The 17,876-nt window shown below is 63.0% G+C and carries 17 protein-coding genes; 5 read left to right on the plus strand and 12 right to left on the minus strand.

The features are described from left to right. Window positions 1-148: 148 nt before the first annotated feature. The 5 genes from NMG46_RS07530 to NMG46_RS07550 form a co-directional block, all read right to left on the minus strand. Complete coding sequence (locus NMG46_RS07530; protein WP_254817087.1) at window positions 149-490, minus strand: hypothetical protein; 342 nt, start codon at window positions 488-490, stop codon at window positions 149-151. Window positions 491-641: 151 nt separating this feature from the next. Then, window positions 642-1,853: a hypothetical protein gene (locus NMG46_RS07535; protein WP_254817088.1), complete on the minus strand. Its 1,212-nt coding sequence runs from the start codon at window positions 1,851-1,853 to the stop codon at window positions 642-644. A 147-nt stretch (window positions 1,854-2,000) separates the two neighbouring features. After that, on the minus strand, window positions 2,001-2,300 hold the full coding sequence (locus tag NMG46_RS07540) for a hypothetical protein (protein ID WP_254817089.1): 300 nt from the start codon (window positions 2,298-2,300) through the stop codon (window positions 2,001-2,003). Window positions 2,301-2,394: 94 nt separating this feature from the next. Next, window positions 2,395-3,795: a glycosyltransferase family 39 protein gene (locus NMG46_RS07545; protein WP_254817090.1), complete on the minus strand. Its 1,401-nt coding sequence runs from the start codon at window positions 3,793-3,795 to the stop codon at window positions 2,395-2,397. Window positions 3,796-3,999: 204 nt separating this feature from the next. After that, complete coding sequence (locus NMG46_RS07550; protein WP_254817091.1) at window positions 4,000-5,160, minus strand: helix-turn-helix transcriptional regulator; 1,161 nt, start codon at window positions 5,158-5,160, stop codon at window positions 4,000-4,002. A gap of 253 nt (window positions 5,161-5,413) precedes the next feature. Here NMG46_RS07550 and NMG46_RS07555 point away from each other — a divergent pair, with 253 nt between their 5' ends. The 3 genes from NMG46_RS07555 (at window position 5,414) to NMG46_RS07565 (ending at window position 6,879) form a co-directional block, all read left to right on the plus strand. Further along, the gene (locus tag NMG46_RS07555; protein ID WP_254817092.1) at window positions 5,414-5,812 is read left to right on the plus strand and encodes an NADH:ubiquinone oxidoreductase subunit NDUFA12; all 399 of its coding nucleotides are present in this window, start codon (window positions 5,414-5,416) and stop codon (window positions 5,810-5,812) included. Between the two features lie 155 nt (window positions 5,813-5,967). After that, window positions 5,968-6,450 carry a DUF2155 domain-containing protein gene (locus NMG46_RS07560; protein WP_254817093.1) on the plus strand — a complete coding sequence of 161 codons (483 nt, stop codon included), beginning with the start codon at window positions 5,968-5,970 and terminating at the stop codon, window positions 6,448-6,450. Window positions 6,451-6,528: 78 nt separating this feature from the next. Continuing rightward, window positions 6,529-6,879: a hypothetical protein gene (locus NMG46_RS07565; protein ID WP_254817399.1), complete on the plus strand. Its 351-nt coding sequence runs from the start codon at window positions 6,529-6,531 to the stop codon at window positions 6,877-6,879. Between the two features lie 95 nt (window positions 6,880-6,974). Here the strand turns inward: NMG46_RS07565 and aat are convergent, their stop codons facing one another. The 6 genes from aat to NMG46_RS07595 all read right to left on the minus strand — a co-directional run bounded on the left by aat (window position 6,975) and on the right by NMG46_RS07595 (window position 12,323). Further along, the gene (aat, locus tag NMG46_RS07570) at window positions 6,975-7,592 is read right to left on the minus strand and encodes a leucyl/phenylalanyl-tRNA--protein transferase (RefSeq protein WP_023674821.1); all 618 of its coding nucleotides are present in this window, start codon (window positions 7,590-7,592) and stop codon (window positions 6,975-6,977) included. 15 nt (window positions 7,593-7,607) lie between these two features. Beyond that, window positions 7,608-8,951: an acetyl-CoA carboxylase biotin carboxylase subunit gene (gene accC / locus NMG46_RS07575; RefSeq protein WP_254817094.1), complete on the minus strand. Its 1,344-nt coding sequence runs from the start codon at window positions 8,949-8,951 to the stop codon at window positions 7,608-7,610. Between the two features lie 19 nt (window positions 8,952-8,970). After that, window positions 8,971-9,429 (minus strand): acetyl-CoA carboxylase biotin carboxyl carrier protein, encoded by a 459-nt coding sequence (accB, locus tag NMG46_RS07580; protein ID WP_254817095.1) that lies wholly within the window; start codon window positions 9,427-9,429, stop codon window positions 8,971-8,973. A gap of 26 nt (window positions 9,430-9,455) precedes the next feature. Further along, on the minus strand, window positions 9,456-9,890 hold the full coding sequence (gene aroQ / locus NMG46_RS07585; protein WP_031211260.1) for a type II 3-dehydroquinate dehydratase: 435 nt from the start codon (window positions 9,888-9,890) through the stop codon (window positions 9,456-9,458). Between the two features lie 164 nt (window positions 9,891-10,054). Then, on the minus strand, window positions 10,055-10,858 hold the full coding sequence (locus NMG46_RS07590; RefSeq protein ID WP_254817096.1) for a DsbA family protein: 804 nt from the start codon (window positions 10,856-10,858) through the stop codon (window positions 10,055-10,057). A gap of 70 nt (window positions 10,859-10,928) precedes the next feature. Beyond that, window positions 10,929-12,323 (minus strand): M48 family metalloprotease, encoded by a 1,395-nt coding sequence (locus NMG46_RS07595; protein ID WP_254817097.1) that lies wholly within the window; start codon window positions 12,321-12,323, stop codon window positions 10,929-10,931. Between the two features lie 145 nt (window positions 12,324-12,468). Between NMG46_RS07595 and NMG46_RS07600 the strand changes: the two genes are divergently transcribed. Together NMG46_RS07600 and NMG46_RS07605 are read left to right on the plus strand one after the other, a co-directional pair. Continuing rightward, a complete protein-coding gene (locus tag NMG46_RS07600; RefSeq protein WP_254817098.1) occupies window positions 12,469-13,617 on the plus strand; it encodes a pyridoxal phosphate-dependent aminotransferase in 1,149 nt (382 codons plus the stop codon). Window positions 13,618-13,628: 11 nt separating this feature from the next. Then, the gene (locus NMG46_RS07605; protein ID WP_254817099.1) at window positions 13,629-14,594 is read left to right on the plus strand and encodes a glutaminase; all 966 of its coding nucleotides are present in this window, start codon (window positions 13,629-13,631) and stop codon (window positions 14,592-14,594) included. A gap of 96 nt (window positions 14,595-14,690) precedes the next feature. On the opposite strand, the gene NMG46_RS07610 is transcribed toward NMG46_RS07605, so the two are convergent. After that, on the minus strand, window positions 14,691-17,681 hold the full coding sequence (locus NMG46_RS07610; protein WP_254817100.1) for a ribonuclease E/G: 2,991 nt from the start codon (window positions 17,679-17,681) through the stop codon (window positions 14,691-14,693). Window positions 17,682-17,876 lie beyond the last annotated feature (195 nt).

Below are 17,876 nucleotides of genomic sequence, written 5' to 3' on the forward strand. Positions count from 1 at the left end.
ACCGCACAACGCGTTCACGCAAATCGAGCGAATAGGGCTTGGGCATGGCAAATCACCTCCTTAAGGAAGTGAATCACAAACCCGACGTTAGCGGAATCCTTCGCGATTCAACCTGAATGTCCGACGCTCTAGCTCGTTCGCCTGGCGCTCAGTTGCGTTTCACGGGCAGGTTGGAGCAGCCGGCGGCGAGAAACTCGCACGGCAGGCTGCCGCCGCCCCCCGACGTGTGCGGGGGCGTAGCGGCTTCGATCTTTTCGACCTCGTAATATTTCGAGGTGACGCCCCATTTTTTAACGCCCTGGCACGTCGAGCGCACGCCAACCTCCGTCGCCTTTGCCGCCGTCTTGTAATAGGTGGTGATCCGGCAGGATTGGCTGACCGGCAGCGCGTTCGCCGGGATCGTGACAGGCGGCAGGAAGTTCGGGAAAGCAAGCAGCGAGATTGCCGCGATGATCCGGACGGCGGGCATGGTGTGGGGAAAGTGCAGCATCGTGCGTCTCCATCGATGGCGCCGCTCGCTCGCGGCGCAGCGGCGCGTTTGTTCCCGCAAGATAAGGCCATGACGCCGGCGCTGCCGCGTCGGCCGCGCGGGGGATGGCGGCAGCGGTCTGAACCGCCGCCGTCATCCGCGAGCGGCCGCGTCAGGGCGTTTTCGGCTTGATAAGCGTCTTTATCGGAACGGCGACTTTTGGAGGCCGGACCGTACTGGTTCCACCATCGACGGCCAGCTCGCCGCTGTTGAGATAGCGTACCGTATAGTGCAGCTCATAGGCGGGAACTCTGATCCATGTAGGCTTGGGATTGAACTGGTCCGGCGGCCTCGAATACCACTTCGGGATCTGCATGATCTTGGAACCGGCATCGAATCCCGCAGTCTTGGCCGCTACTGCGAAGGCGCTGCCTCTGGGATCGTTCGGCGGCTGGTCGACATTGCCGATGACGACCAGCGAATCGTATTTTCGCGCGTCGAGCCGTACCGCGGGAAGGTTCAGCGCAGCCGCGTCGCCTTCGCGCATCGTCAGCGCCTTCTGAAGGCCGTCCTCGTTGGCGTAGACGTTGAGGTTTATAGCCTCGGATTCCGCATAGACCACATTGTTGTGGAAGTCGCGGGCTGGCAGGCGTGTGAGGCTGTCGAAGGTCACTTCAACCGTCGGCTTGGCTACGGCGTCCGTCACCACCAGATTGCGCCGCGGCACCGTCCAGAAGATGAGATCATCGCCGGTGGCCTGCGTGCCGGCATCGGAGCCGTCTATTGCCGAGCATTTCGAATTTGGAACCGGCGTCGTCACCGGTAGGGGTGCCGAAAACGAGTTGCGTACCTGCGCGTCGATGTAATTGCCGACGTTGAAAACGTCCTCGAGGATGTTGCCGCCCTCGAAGCTCGCCGGGCCGGGTTGCGAGCGGATGATGACCTGGCTGGAATCGGTCTGCCAGCCGCTGCAGAAGACGTTGACGTCTATGGGAATGCCGATGTGGCGGTCGGAGGTCACAGGGATCGAGACTTTGATGGTCAGGATGTAAGGAACTTTGACAAACCAGCTGTTCGGCTGGTTCAGCATCTGCGTCGCAAAGCGCGACGGCCGCCATTGCTTCAGCGATTCGATCGATGCGCGTGACGATCGTCCCTGGGCGGCCAGCTGTGCGTTGGTGGCGTCGACCTTGGCTTGCGCCAGGTTGCGGACGGTGTTGGTGATCAGGAACACGCCGAGTTCGGCTTTGCAGGGCCTGTTCGATTGTGTGGCGTTGCATGGGGCAAATGCCGCACTGGGAACCGGCGGCCCCGAAGGCGGCGGCTGGGCGGCCGCGGTGGCCGCCATCAGGCAGAAGAACAGCATCATGCAGGTTTTCAACATGGTATCCTCGCTATGTCGTTGGAAACCACCCTCCGGCTAGACAGCAGCACTTCTTCGATGGCGGTTCATCGCCCGCACGGGGGATGAACGGCGAAACATCGGGCCGGCCCAGCGACGTCGAGCCGCCGTCCTTTCGGATCGGGACATCTACTGCTTCACGACGCCTTTGGTTGTCGCCTTCGGCGCGACGACCTTGGGCTTGGGGGTGTTCGGGCCGGGGTCGACTACCAATGCAGCCGTGCAGGAGCACTTGCCCGAACCGCAGTTCAGGTCGCCCTTGCACATTTTGGAATGCCGCATATCGGTGCAGTCGGCGGTCCCGGAGCAGGAGCAACTGCCTTGCCCGATCGTTCCGGACTGACATTTGAAGCTCCATGCCGGATCGGCGGCAAGGCCGGCCACAGCGAGTGATAAGGCAAAAAGCGTCGTCGAGATGAGTTTGCGCATGAATACCTCCCGGTTCTATCGAGCGATGGAACCACGAAGCAGCAACGCCTTCATCTCCCGCGCGGGGGACGAACTCGCATACCGGTGACGATCGTCAATGCTGTCCCTTCAGCACGACGAGATAGCCGCGTTCGACGCGAAGCCGGAACGCGATTTGCCCTGCAGTGCCGGGATCCTTGGAAACCTTGTCGATGACATAGCCGCTGGGATGCGAGCCAAGCCATTCTTCAGGTTTGTCGGTGCTTTCGAACGGCCTTTGCAACCGGGCCAGGAAGCCGACTTCGCCTTGATAGTCGAAAGCCACAGCCCAGTCCGCATCCTTTCGCTCGTCTATGAAGTTGGCGAGCGGCGTCAGGTCATAGCGTTTGAACGCGGTTGCCGATGCCACCGCGTGGCCGATGCCGAAAATGACAAGCATGACGACGGCCGAGCTTTTCAGCCTGGCGAGCGGGATCTCCGCCATGAAATACCCGAACAGGATGGTCACGAACGGCAACATCGGCACGACATAGTGAGGCTGCTTGCCGGATATCGCGCTGAACGCCAACAACACGGCAACGAACGAGAACGACAGCAGGCGCAAGGCGCGCAGATCCGGCGACTTCGTCTCGATCAGGCTGCGTATCCGCGTGCGCAGCTTCAACCGCCAGACCTCGGGTATGAAGATCCACGGTATGAACATGACCGGCAGCAGCAGCAGATAGAAATAGAACGGCCGGCCGTGCGAATTGCGCAAATTGCCGGTGACGCGCCCCGCCGATTGGTTCCAGACCAGATCATAGACGAAACTGCCCTTTGTCAGGATCGTCGCCGGCACCAGCCAGATCGCCACCGGAATCAGCGCGGCGAGCACTGCCAAGCCCACTCCAGCGAGGAAGTTCGGTGTCGTCAGTCCCGCCCGTCGGTCGCGCCAGAACGGGTAGAACAGGATGGGCGCGCCGATATGGATCAGCACCACCGGACCTTTCGTCAGCACGCCCATGCCGATGAACAGCCCTGCCAGAACGGCCTGCCAGCGATTGCCGCTCCGGGCAAAGGCAATCAACGACAACAGCGCGGCGAGCACAAAGACCGTCAGCAACAGGTCGAATAGGATCAGCGTCGAATAGATGACGAACACGCAGCTTCCGGCAACCAGCCAGGGGATGCGCCGTGCGATGTCGTCGCGGCCCGGAAACAGGGTCTTTGCCAAAGCCGTCGTCAGCCAGATAACGAGCGAGGAGGCGGCGAAGATGACCAGCATCGCGGCCGGCCGGCTGGCGCCGAAAATCTTCCAGACAAGGTCGATAAGCCAAAACAGCAGCGGCGGCTTCTGCAGATAGGGCGCGAAATTCATCGTCGGGACGAAGATCTGTCCGCTCAGATACATTTCCCAGGTGACGCTGAGATATCGCGTTTCGTCGACGGGCAGCAGTGGCCGGAAAGCGACTGCGATTACGATCAGCCCAAGCAAAAAGAGGTAGGGGAGCAGCCGCTCGGTAGATGTCGGTGTCAAAGATTGAGATCCGCGCCAGAAACCATTTTCTTTCCAGCCGAGCAGAGTGCTGCGTTTCTGGACCGCGAACGACCGCACCACGATTTTGGCCGAATTGCAACGATGCCGGTTCGTTTCCCAGATTTTGCGGACGATGGTGGCAAAGGTTGAAAAACTTACCGGCCGAGTCATTTGGACCACCGCCGGTTCGAGAATCTGCGCAAATCAACGGGAGCGCAACGGCGGTGACAATTCGCGCATCAAGAGTTCGAGCTCGCGCTGATCGCCGGTGCCGGTCTTGTCGAAGATCGTCGCCAGCTGCGACTTGACGGTGCCGTCCGAGACGCCGCCGGCCGCGGCGATTTCCCGTCGCGTCAGGCCGGCGGCAACGTGACCGGCGACTCGCCTTTCTGCCGCGGTCAGTCCGAACAGCGCCGCAATGGCGTCCAGCGCTGGGGTCGGTGTCGAACCGGCCTCGGCGATGAAGATCGCTGCGGCGGCCCGCTGCGAGATGCGCGCCGAGATTTCACGCCGCGCCAGCGGCATAACATGGGCCACCGCCGGAACGGCCGTCTTGGCCAGGGGAATGTTGATGCCGCAAGGTCCGAGTGCGAATTCGTCGCGCGTGCCGAGCTGGACGGCACGGCCGATCGCGGCGTTGGCGTTGGCATAGGTGAAGGACAGCTGTCCGCGCACGCAAGCGACCGAAATGTTTTCGGCGAGCAGCGCTTCGGCGGACGGGTTGGCGAAGATGATGGTCATGTCTTCGGCGACGATCAGCACCGGATGGTCGAGGCTTTCGATGATGGAGCGGAAGATTTCGGCCTTTCGCCGCTCGGCCTCGAACAGGTCGCCGATGGTCACTGCGCGCCGCACATGCGGCGCCAGCAGGCAGACAAGCTCGAGATCCTCGCGGGAAATCTGGCGCCTGTCCTTGTCGGTCACCACCATCAGCGTTCCGATCCGGGTCGGCCGCTTCATCAACGCCACCCAGAAGAAATCGTCCAGCCGGTTGGGTTGTACCCATTCGCGCACGATGCGGCTTTCGAGCCATCTCTGTCGTGTATCCGGGCCTTGCAGGGCGTAGATCGAATCGACCGTGAAGGGCACGTCGATCTCCATCTTGGGAACCGCCGCATAGAACGGTACTTGCGAGCCGTAGTCATGCTTCAACGGCTCAAGAACTGCGGGATCGCCGCAGGACACCGAAAACCGCGCAGAGCTGCTGATGGTGTCGATGACGGCGAGCATGGCAAGCCGGCCTTCCGCCAGATTGCAGATGGCCTCGAGTGTCGCCTGCCAGCGGTCGACGTCGGCAATCGAATCGTAGATCGCCTCAACGACCTGCGGCAATGCGCGACCGGCCGTGCGCGCCAGCGATGACATAAACCCCTCTCATTTGCCGTCCTAGGCAACGAAGCATCAACTGTTAGAATAACGCTGCGTAAGGTTGCCAACAACTTATTTCGTCTGCTTCGGACGGCCGCGAAAATAGCATGAACGTATCGCTTTTCCGTCAGCCATTTGCTCGCCGCTTGCGGCAAGACCCTTGCCTTCGCAATGCCGTGACGCCATAAGCAGGAACAGGCGCCGCAGCCGCCGCGAGGACTTGCCACAAGGACTTGCCACGAGGATTTGGATGAAGACTTTCCTTCTGCAGTTTTTCACCTGGTGGAACAGCCAGACATTGGGAACGCGCTTTCACACCTGGCGGCATGGCAAGAAGGTCGGGCAGGACGAGGTCGGCAACGTCTACTATGAGGGCGGCGTCGATTCGGAAGGCCGCACCCGCCGCTGGGTCATCTACCGCGACTATTCGGAAGCCTCGGCGATTCCGCCCGGCTGGCATGGCTGGATCCATCACCGTGTAGACGTTCCGCCGCCAAGCGAAGACTACAAGCCACGCGACTGGCAAAAGCCGCATGTGCCGAACCTCACCGGCAGCCCCGCAGCCTATCGGCCGAAGGGCTCGGTGCTGACCAACCGGCATCGTCCGCAGGTGACGGGCGACTACGACGCCTGGACGCCCGGTTCGTGATCGATCGCCGCGACAGGCGCGCGGTCCCCAAGGGCGCGGTCCCCACGGGGCGGTCCTTTGTCGCCACAATTACTGTTTAGCTGTTTGCTGATCCGACAGCAGCAACTAGCCTTGGCGTTAAGAGAATCACCCGGGCGCAAACCACCGGACCTTGCATGAGCATGTTCAGCCGAATTTTGACGGGCGGATTAACCGCGGTCGTTCTCGCTTCTATGGTGACGCTTGCTGCTGCGCAGGAATTGGCGCCGCCCGCGCCTGACGCGTCGGTGGCGCCTGCAGCACCGGCAGTATCCGAACGCCTCACCAATCCCGTCGCTGAATTCGCCGGCATCGACAAGATCACCGGCCGTATCATCACCTTCGATGTCTATATCGACGAGACGGTGCAGTTCGGCGCTTTGCAGGTGACGCCGCGCATCTGCTATTCGCGGCCCGAAAACGAAGAGCCGAAGACGGATTCGTTCGTGGAGGTCGACGAGATCACGCTCGACCGGAAAATACGCCGTATCTTCACCGGCTGGATGTTTGCCGAAAGCCCCGGGATCAACGCCGTCGAGCATGCCGTCTATGATATCTGGCTGAAGGGCTGCAAGCAGAAGTCCGACGTGCCGGCACCCGCCGCCCCCAAAACCAACTAGAATCTGTCAGCGGGCGCGCCCTGCGGAACCGCCGCGTTGCCCGAGCGTTGGTGCCTCTCCACGGAGGAGGTTGCCATGATGATGGCCAACAAGAACGAACTTCTCGACATCGAAAGGGGATTCTGGAGCGGCGACGCCGACTACTTCAAGGCCAATGCCGATACCGAATGCCTGGTGGCCTTCCCGCAGATGGCGCGGGTGATGAGCAATTCCGATCTGGCCGCAACCGCCACGGACCCGAACCGCTGGCGCGATCTCGACATTGACCTCAAGGGCATCATCGAGCCGGGCAGCGACATCGTCATGCTGACCTACGAGGCGCGTGCGACCCGGCAAAATGGCGAAGCCTATGCGGCGCTGGTCAGCACTGGCTATGTCCACCGCGTCAATGGCTGGAAGATGATGTTCCACGCACAGACGCCGCTGTGACGGCAGCAAAAAGCTGACTGGCCGCTAGAGCAATTCCACGAAAGTGAACGGTTTCCGTCCGGAATTCTGTGAAAAACGATGAACCATTCTCCAGGTTATGGAAAAAACACCGCCTCGCCCTTCAGCGCCTCGGCCAGCATCTTCTCGTACTTGCCGCGCGGCACGTCGATTGCGCCGAAGCGTTTGAGATGCTCGGTGGTGAACTGGGTGTCGAGCAGTGCAAAGCCGCGCGCCTTCAGGCGTTCGACGAGGTGAACCAGGCAGGCCTTTGACGCGTCGGTCTCCCTGGCGAACATGCTCTCGCCGAAAAACACGCGGCCGAGCGATACGCCGTAGAGCCCGCCGACCAACCGGTCGTTGTGCCAGGCCTCGACCGAATGGCAATGGCCCATCCGATGCAGCTCGATATAGGCTTCGCGGATCGGCGCGTTGATCCAGGTCGACCGACGTTCCTCGCGCCTTTCGGCGCAGGCCTCGATCGTCGCCTCGAAGTCGAAATCGATGCGGAACTCGAACAGGTTCTTGCGGATCGTCTTTCTCAGGCTTTTCGGTATGTGGAACCCGTCGAGCGGAATGATGCCGCGCGTCTCCGGCCGCACCCAGAATACTTCGGGGTCATTGGCGCTTTCGGCCATCGGGAAGACGCCGGAGGCATAGGCTTTGAGCAAAAGGTCGGTCGGGATGCGATAACCGGGTGCGTAGGGACGGGTCATCGCTTCGCCCCTGTATCACTCGCCTTCGGCCAGGTATTTTTCCAGCCAGTGGATATCGTAGTCGCCATTGGCGATGTCGGCGTTGCCAACGAGGTCGCGAAACAGCGGCAGCGTCGTTTTGATACCGTCGACGACGAATTCGTCGAGCGCGCGCCGCAGCCGCATCATGCACTCGACGCGGTTGCGGCCGTGCACGATCAGCTTGCCGATCAGGCTGTCGTAGTAGGGTGGGATCTTGTAGCCCGAATAGACGCCGGAATCGACGCGGATACCGAGGCCGCCCGGCGTGTGAAAGTGGGTGATGGTGCCTGGCGAGGGGGTGAAGCTGCGCGGATCCTCGGCGTTGATGCGGCATTCGATGGCATGGCCGTGGAAGCGGATATCCTCCTGGCGCACCGAAAGCCCGCCGCCCGAGGCGACGCGGATCTGCTCGTGCACGAGATCGATGCCGGTGATCGCCTCGGTCACCGGATGTTCGACCTGCAGGCGCGTGTTCATCTCGATGAAATAGAACTCGCCGTCCTCATAGAGGAATTCGATGGTGCCGGCGCCGGAATAGCCGAGATCGGCGATCGCCCTGGCGCAGACGCCGCCAATATGCGCGCGCTCCTCGGCATTGAGCGCCGGCGAGGGCGCTTCTTCCCAGACCTTCTGGTGGCGGCGCTGCAGCGAGCAGTCGCGCTCGCCGAAATGCACGCCGCGCCCGGCGCCATCGCCGAACACCTGCACCTCGATATGGCGCGGCTTCTGCAGATATTTCTCGATGTAGACGGCGTCGTCGCCGAAGGCCGCACCCGCCTCCGAGCGTGCCGTCTGCAGCGCCACCTCCAGGTCGGCTTCGCTATGCGCCACTTTCATGCCGCGCCCGCCGCCGCCAGCCGACGCCTTGATGATCACGGGGTAGCCGATCGCGGCGGCAATGCGCTTGGCTTCCTTGTCCTCGGTGACCGCGCCGTCGGAGCCGGGCACCACGGGGATGCCGAGGCGCTTTGCCGTGCGCTTGGCCTCGATCTTGTCACCCATAATGCGGATATGGTCGCCGGTCGGGCCGATGAAGGTGATGTTGTGCGCGGCGAGGATGTCGGCGAACTTGGCGTTCTCCGACAGAAAACCGTAGCCGGGATGCACTGCGTCGGCGCCGGTGATCTCGCAGGCGGCGACGATCTGGTGGATGTTGAGATAGCTGTCGCGCGACGGCGGCGGGCCGATGCAGACGCTCTCGTCGGCGAGACGCACATGCATGGCGTCGGCGTCGGCGGTCGAATGCACCACCACCGTCTGGATGCCGAGCTCCTTGCAGGCGCGCAGCACCCTGAGGGCGATTTCGCCGCGATTGGCGATGAGGATTTTCTGGAACATCTTTCGCCTGTTCCCGGCTCTACTCGATCACGACAAGCGGCATGCCATATTCGACCGGCTGCGCGTCTTCGAACAGGATCGCCGTCACCGTGCCGGCGCGGGGCGAGGGGATCTGGTTCATCGTCTTCATCGCCTCGATGATCAGCAGCGTCTGGCCTTCCTTGACCTTCTGTCCGACCTCGATGAACGCCTTGGCGTCGGGCGACGGCGCCAGATAGGCTGTGCCGACCATCGGCGAGGCGACGGCGTTCTTCGACACGTCGGGCGCCGCCGGCGCGGCGGCTGCCACCGGCTGCGCGGCTGCCGGCGCGTGGGCCGGCTGCGCTGCGGCGACAGCATGGACGGCCGGCGCCTGCCGCGAGACGCGCACCTTCAGATCGCCCAGCTCGACCTCGATCTCGGTCAGGTTGGTGTCGTTCAGTATGCCCGCCAGATCGCGGATCAGCTGCTGGTCAACACCGTTCTTCTTTATCGACATTTTCGAGCCTTCTGTTTGTTGGCCGGTCATAGGCGTGCAGCCAGCGCCTGCAGCGCCAGCGTGTAGCCGAGCGGCCCGAACCCGCAGATCATGCCGACGGCGACCGGCGCGACCATGGAGACGTGGCGGAATGGTTCCCGCGCGTGGATGTTGGAGAGATGCACCTCAGCCACCGGCAGCGGCGCGACGGCGCGGATGGCATCGTGAATGGCGATCGAGGTATGGCCGTAGGCGCCCGGATTGATGACGATTGCGGCGGCCTTGTCGGCGGCCTCCTGGATCCAGTCGACGAGGTCGCCCTCATGGTTCGACTGGCGGAAATCGATCTCCAGCCCAAGTGCGGCACCTGCCTGCTTGCAGTCGTCGGCGATCGCGGCAAGCGTCTTGCCGCCATAGATGCCCGGCTCGCGCTTGCCGAGCGCGTTGAGATTGGGGCCGTTCAGGACGAAAACCGTTTTCAAAAAATGCCGACCTTTCCCGGCGCGGCTAAGCCGGCGCGCCGGACCCTCTATAATGGGCATAGACGCTGGCGAAAAGAGCGCAAGTGCGTTCTTTCGCCGTCCACAACAGCCGGAAAACGGCCCGCGCCGGAAACCCGCAGCCCCAATCGAAACCCGAACGCTAATCAGAGCGCCGCCTTCGCCGCCTCGATCTTTTCGGCCAGTACTTCCTGGCCAAGCGCGCCGAACACAACCTCGTTGCCGACCACGTAGGACGGCGTTCCAGTGATGGCGAGCTTGGTGGCGAGATCATAGGTCTTGGAGAAGGCCTCGGTGATGCTCGGGTCCTTCATCTTTTCGCGCAGCGCCGTCTCGTCGGCGCCGAGCGACAGCGCCACCTTGATTGCCGCCGCCTCGGTGGCGCGCCCCTGGCCGCCGAGCAGCGCATTATGGAATTCGCCGTATTTCTCCGGCTTCATCAAATGGAAGGCCATCGAGACGACGCTCGCCTTCTGCGAATCCGGGCCGAGGATCGGGAATTCCTTGAGCACGAAGCGCAGGTCCGGATCGGCCTTGGTCAGCGCGCGCATGTCTTCGATGGCGCGTTTGCAGTAGCCGCAATTATAATCGTAGAATTCGACGATGGTGACCTTGCCGTTGGGATTGCCGACAACACCGTCAAAGGAGGAATTGAAGATCTGGTCCTTGGCGTCTTTGATGACGCCGAGACTGGCGACGCGCTGTTCTTCCTTCTGCTTGGCCTCGAGTGCCTGCTGTGCCTCCAGAAGCACTTCCGGGTTCTTCAGGAGATAGTCGCGGACGATGCCTTCGACTTCGGTGCGGTCGAGCTTGGTATCCGAGGACGCCGTCTGGGCAAGCTGCGCCGTGCCGGCCTTCGCCATCTGCGGATTGCCGGCGACGAAGCCGAACGCCAGCATGGCGAGAGCCGCTGCCACTCCGGTAGTGCCCAGCAGAATTGCCTTGGTCATGATCCTCGATCCTCTTGCCCGTGTTCCGGTCCGCTCGCTTTGGCTGTGTCGCAGCCTGCGTCCGAAAGGTTCACTTCTTCTTACCTGATGGTGCGTAGTTTATAATGTCCTGCGCGCGAAGCCAGCCCGGCTCGCCCCGCTTCATGCTCTGCTGCGCCCGCATGGCGAAGATCTTCGCATTCTTGTAGTCGCCGGAATAGAAATGCCCTTCGGCGGTTGCAAGCTCGGCGGCCGGGATGTTGCCGAGTTCCCCGTAAGCCTGTGCCAGATAGCGGTATCCGTCGGCGTTTTCGCGATCCCGTCCGAGGCCGGTGTTGATCTGCGCCACTGCCTTCTTCAGCGAATCCTCCGTGCCGATGGCCATCAGCGCCTGGCCGTAAGACACCGGCAGCAGCCCGGATCGCGCCGGATCGAGGCTGACCGCCTTGGCATAGGCGTCAGCAGCATCCTTCGGCCGGTTCGCCTTCATCAGGATGTCGCCGCGCAATTCCTGGAAATACGGGTTTTTCGGCTGTTCCTTGATCAACGCGTTGGTCTTGGTGAGCGCCGAAGCCAGATTGCCGAAAAGATAGGTCATCTGCGCGTCGCCATAGCGCGAGGCGAGGCTGCCGGGGTTCTTGCGCATCAATCGTGACGCCGCCGCCTGGCCTTGCATGTAGGCGGCGATCTTGATGCGCATCATATCGTGGCGCTGCTGCAGAGCCGGCGGGTCGACCTTATCGACGTAAGGGCTCTGCTTCACCAGCACTTCGAGATTGGCGATACGCTCCTGCGGCATTGGATGGCTGATGCGATAGGGATCGACTTGCGCGCCCGAGAGCGACAATGCGTTCTGGAAACGGCCGAACGTCTTCAGCATGCCCATGCCGGACTGGCCGGTAGCATTGAGATAAGCGATTGCCGAACGGTCGGCGGTCATCTCTTCGGTGCGCTGATAGGCGAGGATGCTGCGTTGCGCCATCTCGCCGCCGCCGGCCATCACGCCCATGCCGGCCCCAGCGAGGCCGCGGCTGTTGCTGGTAGCGCCGGCAACCATGGCGCCGGCGCCAAGCAGCGTCGCCAGTATCGCCATCGTCTTGGCACGCTCGAGCTGCTCGCGCAGTTTCTGCTGATGCCCGCCGGCGATATGGCCGGCCTCGTGGGCGATGACGCCGATGATCTCGTTGGGCGTTTCGGCCGTCATCAGCGCGCCGGTGTTGATGAACATGCGGCGCCCGGCAACAAAGGCGTTGAAGCTCTGGTCGTTGACCAGCACGATGTTGATGGCGTCGCCCGACAAGCCGGCCGCCTTGAAGATCGGCCGCGCGTAGTCGCGTACCAGCGCCTCGATCTCGGCATCGCGCACCACCGGCACATTTTGCGCAAATGCATCGACCGAGCCGGCCATGGCGACCACCGCGGCAAGCGCAAGCGTCGCGAAGGCGCGCGCTGTCCTGGCGATCGTCGATTTGGGTCGGCTCAACATGGCAGGTCCACTGGTAGACGAGTGGGCGAAGGATGAAAAGTCGGCAGCCTAAAACTTACCGAACTTGTGATCCCCACACCAATCGGGCATTTGTGCGGCGCGGCCAGCATGCCGGCACGCGCGGACAAGTGTGGTGGATTGAAAAATGACTGTTTCGCTTTCGCGCCGCGGCGCGGTCGAACCGTTCCACGCCATGGACATCCTGGCCGAGGCGAATCGGCTGAAAGCCAACGGCCTGCCGGTCGTATCCATGGCCGTCGGCCAGCCTTCCGATCCGGCGCCGGCCGGGGTTCGCGAAGCGGCCGCCAATGCGTTGAAAGCAGGCCGCATCGGCTATACCGACGCGCTGGGCCTCGCCGGTCTGCGCAAGGCGATCGCGGCGCATTATGCCGAGCATTACGGGCTTGACGTTTCGCCCGAGCGGATAGCCGTCACCACCGGATCGTCGGCTGCCTTCAACCTTGCTTTTTTGGCCATGTTCGATCCAGGCGATCGCGTCGCCATCGCCGCCCCCGGCTATCCGGCCTATCGCAACATCATGGCCGCGCTCGGCATCGACATCGCCGAGATCGAGTTGGACGGCGCCGCCTATCTCCATGCCGAGCACCTGCAAGCCGCGCATCGCGAAAAACCTCTGAAGGGCGTGCTGTTCGCCAGCCCGGCCAACCCGACCGGCGCGGTCATTCCCGCCGGCGATCTCGAGGCGCTGGTCAAGACGGCGCAAGAGCTCGGCATCGCCGTAATCTCGGACGAAATCTATCACCGGCTGGCCTATGCGGCGCCAGACACGACCGCGCTTTCTTTCGGCGCGGATGTGACGGTGATCAATTCCTTCTCGAAATATTATTGCATGACCGGCTGGCGCATCGGCTGGATGGTGCTGCCGCAGGAGCTGGTGCGGCCGGTCGAGCGCATCGCCCAGAGCCTCTACATCTCGCCGCCCGAGCTGTCCCAGATTGCCGCGATCGAAGCGTTCAAGGCGACGCCAGAGCTGGAGGCGGTGAAGGCGCGCTATGCCTGGAACCGCGAGCTCCTGATGCAACGCCTGCCGGAGCTCGGCTTTGCTTTGGCCGCGCCCATGGACGGCGCGTTCTACGCCTTCTGCGACGTCACCAGGCACACCAATGACAGCATGGCGTTTGCGCGCCGGATGCTGGCCGAGGCGCATGTGGCGGCGACGCCCGGCCGCGATTTCGACCCGCTGCAGGGACATCGCACGATGCGCTTTTCCTACGCCGGCAGCCACGACGACATGGTCGAGGCGATGGCGCGTATCGAACGCTGGCTGAAGTAGCGGGGGCGACGATGCCGGAGCTTGAACAGGCGTCTCAACTTGAACAGGCGCCCCAGCTTGAACAGGCCTTGCGCGAGGTCGCCACCGAAATGGCGGAGCGTACCGATCGCGGCGACGTCGCCAGCTATATTCCCCAGCTCGGCAAGATCGATCCGAAAAAATTCGGCATCGCCGCGGTGACCAATGACGGCCGCGTGCTGACCGCGGGCGACGCCGACGAGGCGTTTTCAATCCAGAGCATCTCAAAGGTGTTCACGCTGACGCTGGCGCTCGGCAATGTCGGCGACGCGCTGTGGCAGCGGGTTGGGCGCGAACCTTCGGGCAATCCGTTCAACTCGATCGTCCAGCTCGAGCACGAGAACGGCATTCCGCGCAATCCATTCATCAATGCCGGCGCCATCGTGGTCTCAGACATCCTGCTTGCCGGCCATCAGCCGCGCGAGGCGATCGGCGAGATCCTGCGCTTCATCCAGTTCCTGGCCGATGACGACACGATTATCGTCGACCGCGAGGTCGCGGCGTCCGAACGCGCCACCGGCTTTCGCAATTTCGCGCTTGCCAATTACATGAAATCGTTCGGCAATCTCCACCATGCGCCGGAACTGGCGCTGGGCGTTTACTTTCACCATTGCGCTATCGCCATGAGCTGCCGGCAACTGGCCCTGGCCGGCCGCTTCCTCGCCAATGGCGGCAAGAACCCGGCGACCGGGCATTCCGTTGTCTCGGCAGAGCGCGCGCGTCGCATCGGCGCGATGATGCTGACCTGCGGCCACTATGACGGCTCCGGCGACTTCGCTTTCCGCGTCGGCATCCCAGGCAAGAGCGGCGTTGGCGGCGGCATATTGGGAATCGTGCCGGGCGTCGCCTCGCTTGCCGTCTGGTCGCCTGGCCTCAATGCCAACGGCAATTCCAGGCTGGGCTCGATCGCGCTGGAAAAACTGGCGAAGATAATGAACTGGTCGATCTTCGCACCATAGTGTCGTCGCCTGCAATTGGGGCAAAAAAATCCCGCGCAGCCGATCGGCGACGCGGGACTTTTCTAATCAGAAAGTCTGGCTAATCCACGGAAAGGCTTAGAAAAAGCCCTTCCGCTGCCACCAGCCGGCACGCTTTGGCTTGTCCTCGGTCTTTGCTTCCTCGGTCTTTGCCTCGTCGGCGACGATCGAGGAGACGACCGGCACGACCGGAGCATCCACCGGTACGGGCTTGCGCCGCGACGGCCGGACCTTCGGCGTTTCCTCGGCAGCCGCCACTTCGGTCTCCGGCGACACCGGCGCGGGGGTCTCGCCGGAAGCCACGAAGGCGGCCTCGGCAGCCGATGTCTCGGCGCCCGCAATCTCGGCAACTGCTTCCGCCGCAACCTTCTTCGGCTTGGCGGCGCGGCGCGGCTTCTTCGGCTTTTCGGCGCTCGGCATGTCGTCGTTCGCCGGAGCAAGCACCGCAAGCTCTTCGGCCGGCGGGGCACCTTCCGGCTCGCCGGTCACGGGCTCTGCTTCCGACACGGCACCTTCCGTCATGGCGGCTGGCTCGCCGGCGCTGGCTTCGAGGCTGTCTTTGCCGTCTTCACGGCGATTGCGCTTGCCGCCGCGCTTGCCGCGCCGGCGCTTCTTGCCGTGACCGTCGTCCGCCGCTTCCGCCGTTTCGGCAACACCGGCCGGCGCTTCACGTTCCGCTTCGGCGGCTTGGGCGCCGTCGGCTACCAAGGCATCGTCTGTCGGCGCCGAAACGGAAGCACCTTCCACAGCAGCGCCATGTTCGCGGTCCCGGTGGTCACGATCCCCGTGTTCACGATCCCCGTGTTCACGATCCTTGCCGCCGCGCCGTCTGCGGCGCTTGCGGCGCTTGCGATCGCGACCTTCGCCGTCCTCGCCGGACCTTGGCTGCTGCGGCTGCTGGGCAGGGCGTGGCTGCTCGGCCTGCACCGGTGCCTCGTCTTCCTCCTCGAGGACGATCTCGTCCTCGGGTTCTTCCGGCTCGACATAGGCCGGGAAGGTGCGCGCCTCGACGAAGCCTTCCGGCTTTTCGGCCAGCGCACCGCGGAAGATGGCATAGTGTTGTGCACCGACCGTATCATCGGCTTCGATGGTGATGGTCACACCGAAGCGGTGCTCGAATTCCACCAGCGTGCCGCGCTTGTGATTGAGCACATAGAGCGCGGTCGCTGCCGGCGTCCGCACTGTGATGTGGCTGCGCGAATCCTTGAGCAGGAATTCCTCGATTGCCCGTACCACCATCAGCGCAACCGACGAATCGGAGCGCACATGGCCCGTGCCGCCGCAATGCGGGCAAGGCTTCATCGTCGATTCCAACACGCTGGCACGGATGCGCTGGCGCGACATCTCCATCAGGCCGAAATGCGAGATGCGGCCGACCTGGATGCGGGCACGATCGTTCTTGAGGTGATCCTTCAGCCGCTTCTCGACGGAGCGGTTGTTGCGGTTCTCCTCCATGTCGATGAAGTCGATGACGATGAGGCCGGCGAGATCGCGCAGCCTCAATTGCCGGGCGACTTCCTCGGCAGCTTCCAGATTGGTGTGAAGTGCGGTGTCCTCGATCGAGTGCTCCTTGGTGGAACGGCCCGAATTGACGTCGATGGCGACCAGCGCTTCCGTCTGGTTGATGATGATGTAGCCGCCGCTCTTCAGCGTCACCTGCGGCTGCAGCATGCGGTCGAGCTGCGCTTCGATGCCGTTGCGCACAAAGATCGGCGTCGTGTCGCGGAACGGCTGAACCACCTTGGCGTGGCTCGGCATCAGCATGCGCATGAAGTCCTTGGCCTCGCGGTAGCCTTCTTCGCCGGAAACCAGGATCTCGTCGATATCCTTGTTGTAAAGGTCGCGCACCGAGCGCTTGATCAGGCTGCCTTCCTCGTAAACCAGGGCAGGGGCCGTGGATTGCAGCGTCAGATTGCGGACGTTTTCCCAAAGCCGCATCAAATATTCGTAGTCGCGCTTGATCTCTGCCTTGGTGCGGCTTTCGCCGGCCGTACGCAGGATGACACCCATGCCCTGCGGCACTTCGAGATCGGCGACCACTTCCTTCAGCCGCTTGCGGTCCTGCGCATTGGTGATCTTGCGCGAAATGCCGCCGCCGCGCGCCGTGTTCGGCATCAGCACCGAATAGCGGCCGGCCAGCGACAGATAGGTGGTCAGCGCCGCGCCCTTGTTGCCGCGCTCTTCCTTGACGACCTGCACCAGCAGGATCTGCCGGCGCTTGATCACTTCCTGGATCTTGTACTGGCGGCGCACCGGCTTGCGGCGGTTGCGCACTTCTTCCAGCGCGTCTTCGGCGCCGACCGATTCGACCTCGTGATCGTCCGGATGCGAGGGTTGCACCTCTTCCAGCATGCCGCGGTCATTGTCTTCGGAGGTTGCCTCGCCGCTTGTCTCGGCCCCGCCCGTCTCGGCTTCGCTTGTCTCGACTTGCGGGACGGCTTCCGAGATTACGTCGGCATCGACGCTGGCAGCGATGGAACTGGAACCGCCTTCGGACGGCTCGGTCTCGCCGCGATCGGCGACCTCATCGCTCTGTCCGGCGGCACCCTCGCTCTGTCCAGTAACGTCGGACATGGTTTCGCCATTGTCGGTAGCGGCATCCAGCTTTTCTGCGACGGCACCTTCGTCGTTCTCGCCACTCTCACCGTCGGACGCGCCTGCCTCGTGCCTGTGCTCGCCGCGGTCACGGCTCTTACCGCCGCGCCGGCGTCCGCGCTTGCCACGGTCGCGGCTCTGGCGGTCCTCGCCTTCGGCGGCTTCCTCGTCCTCTTCGTCCTGGGCTTCCTGTGCTTCCGCACGCAGCAGCGCCTGACGGTCGGCGACCGGAATCTGGTAGTAATCGGGATGTATTTCACTGAAGGCGAGGAAACCGTGACGGTTGCCGCCATATTCGACAAAGGCTGCCTGGAGGGAAGGTTCGACGCGCGTTACGCGGGCGAGATAGATATTTCCTTTGAGCTGCTTCTTGTCCTGGGATTCAAAGTCGAATTCTTCAATTCGGTTACCGCGAACGACGACAACGCGTGTTTCCTCCGGGTGGGAGGCGTCTATCAGCATTTTGTTGGGCATTATTTCGTTTCCTCCCGGCAGCCGTCGGCCGCAGCTTGCGGGGCAATGCCCGCTGCCGTGGACCTGGAACATGAGTGCCGGACAATTGAACGTCCGCCGGCCGCTGCCTGAGCGCCATGGCGGTGCCGCCCGCAGCCGTAGTGGCGCGGTTTGTTGCGGACCTTTCCATGATTGCGCTTGAAGCCATCGTCACCA

The organism is Mesorhizobium sp. LMG 17147 (genome assembly GCF_024297145.1).
Classification (GTDB): Bacteria; Pseudomonadota; Alphaproteobacteria; order Rhizobiales; family Rhizobiaceae; genus Mesorhizobium.

Coding starts and splice junctions, on each gene's coding strand:
- NMG46_RS07530 (WP_254817087.1), bottom strand. CDS start 490: ATGCTGCACTTTCCCCACACCATGCCCGCCGTCCGGATCATCGCGGCA.
- NMG46_RS07535 (WP_254817088.1), bottom strand. CDS start 1,853: ATGTTGAAAACCTGCATGATGCTGTTCTTCTGCCTGATGGCGGCCACC.
- NMG46_RS07540 (WP_254817089.1), bottom strand. CDS start 2,300: ATGCGCAAACTCATCTCGACGACGCTTTTTGCCTTATCACTCGCTGTG.
- NMG46_RS07550 (WP_254817091.1), bottom strand. CDS start 5,160: ATGTCATCGCTGGCGCGCACGGCCGGTCGCGCATTGCCGCAGGTCGTT.
- NMG46_RS07555 (WP_254817092.1), top strand. CDS start 5,414: ATGAAGACTTTCCTTCTGCAGTTTTTCACCTGGTGGAACAGCCAGACA.
- NMG46_RS07560 (WP_254817093.1), top strand. CDS start 5,968: ATGAGCATGTTCAGCCGAATTTTGACGGGCGGATTAACCGCGGTCGTT.
- NMG46_RS07565 (WP_254817399.1), top strand. CDS start 6,529: ATGATGGCCAACAAGAACGAACTTCTCGACATCGAAAGGGGATTCTGG.
- aat (WP_023674821.1), bottom strand. CDS start 7,592: ATGACCCGTCCCTACGCACCCGGTTATCGCATCCCGACCGACCTTTTG.
- accC (WP_254817094.1), bottom strand. CDS start 8,951: ATGTTCCAGAAAATCCTCATCGCCAATCGCGGCGAAATCGCCCTCAGG.
- accB (WP_254817095.1), bottom strand. CDS start 9,429: ATGTCGATAAAGAAGAACGGTGTTGACCAGCAGCTGATCCGCGATCTG.
- NMG46_RS07590 (WP_254817096.1), bottom strand. CDS start 10,858: ATGACCAAGGCAATTCTGCTGGGCACTACCGGAGTGGCAGCGGCTCTC.
- NMG46_RS07595 (WP_254817097.1), bottom strand. CDS start 12,323: ATGTTGAGCCGACCCAAATCGACGATCGCCAGGACAGCGCGCGCCTTC.
- NMG46_RS07600 (WP_254817098.1), top strand. CDS start 12,469: ATGACTGTTTCGCTTTCGCGCCGCGGCGCGGTCGAACCGTTCCACGCC.
- NMG46_RS07605 (WP_254817099.1), top strand. CDS start 13,629: ATGCCGGAGCTTGAACAGGCGTCTCAACTTGAACAGGCGCCCCAGCTT.
- NMG46_RS07610 (WP_254817100.1), bottom strand. CDS start 17,681: ATGCCCAACAAAATGCTGATAGACGCCTCCCACCCGGAGGAAACACGC.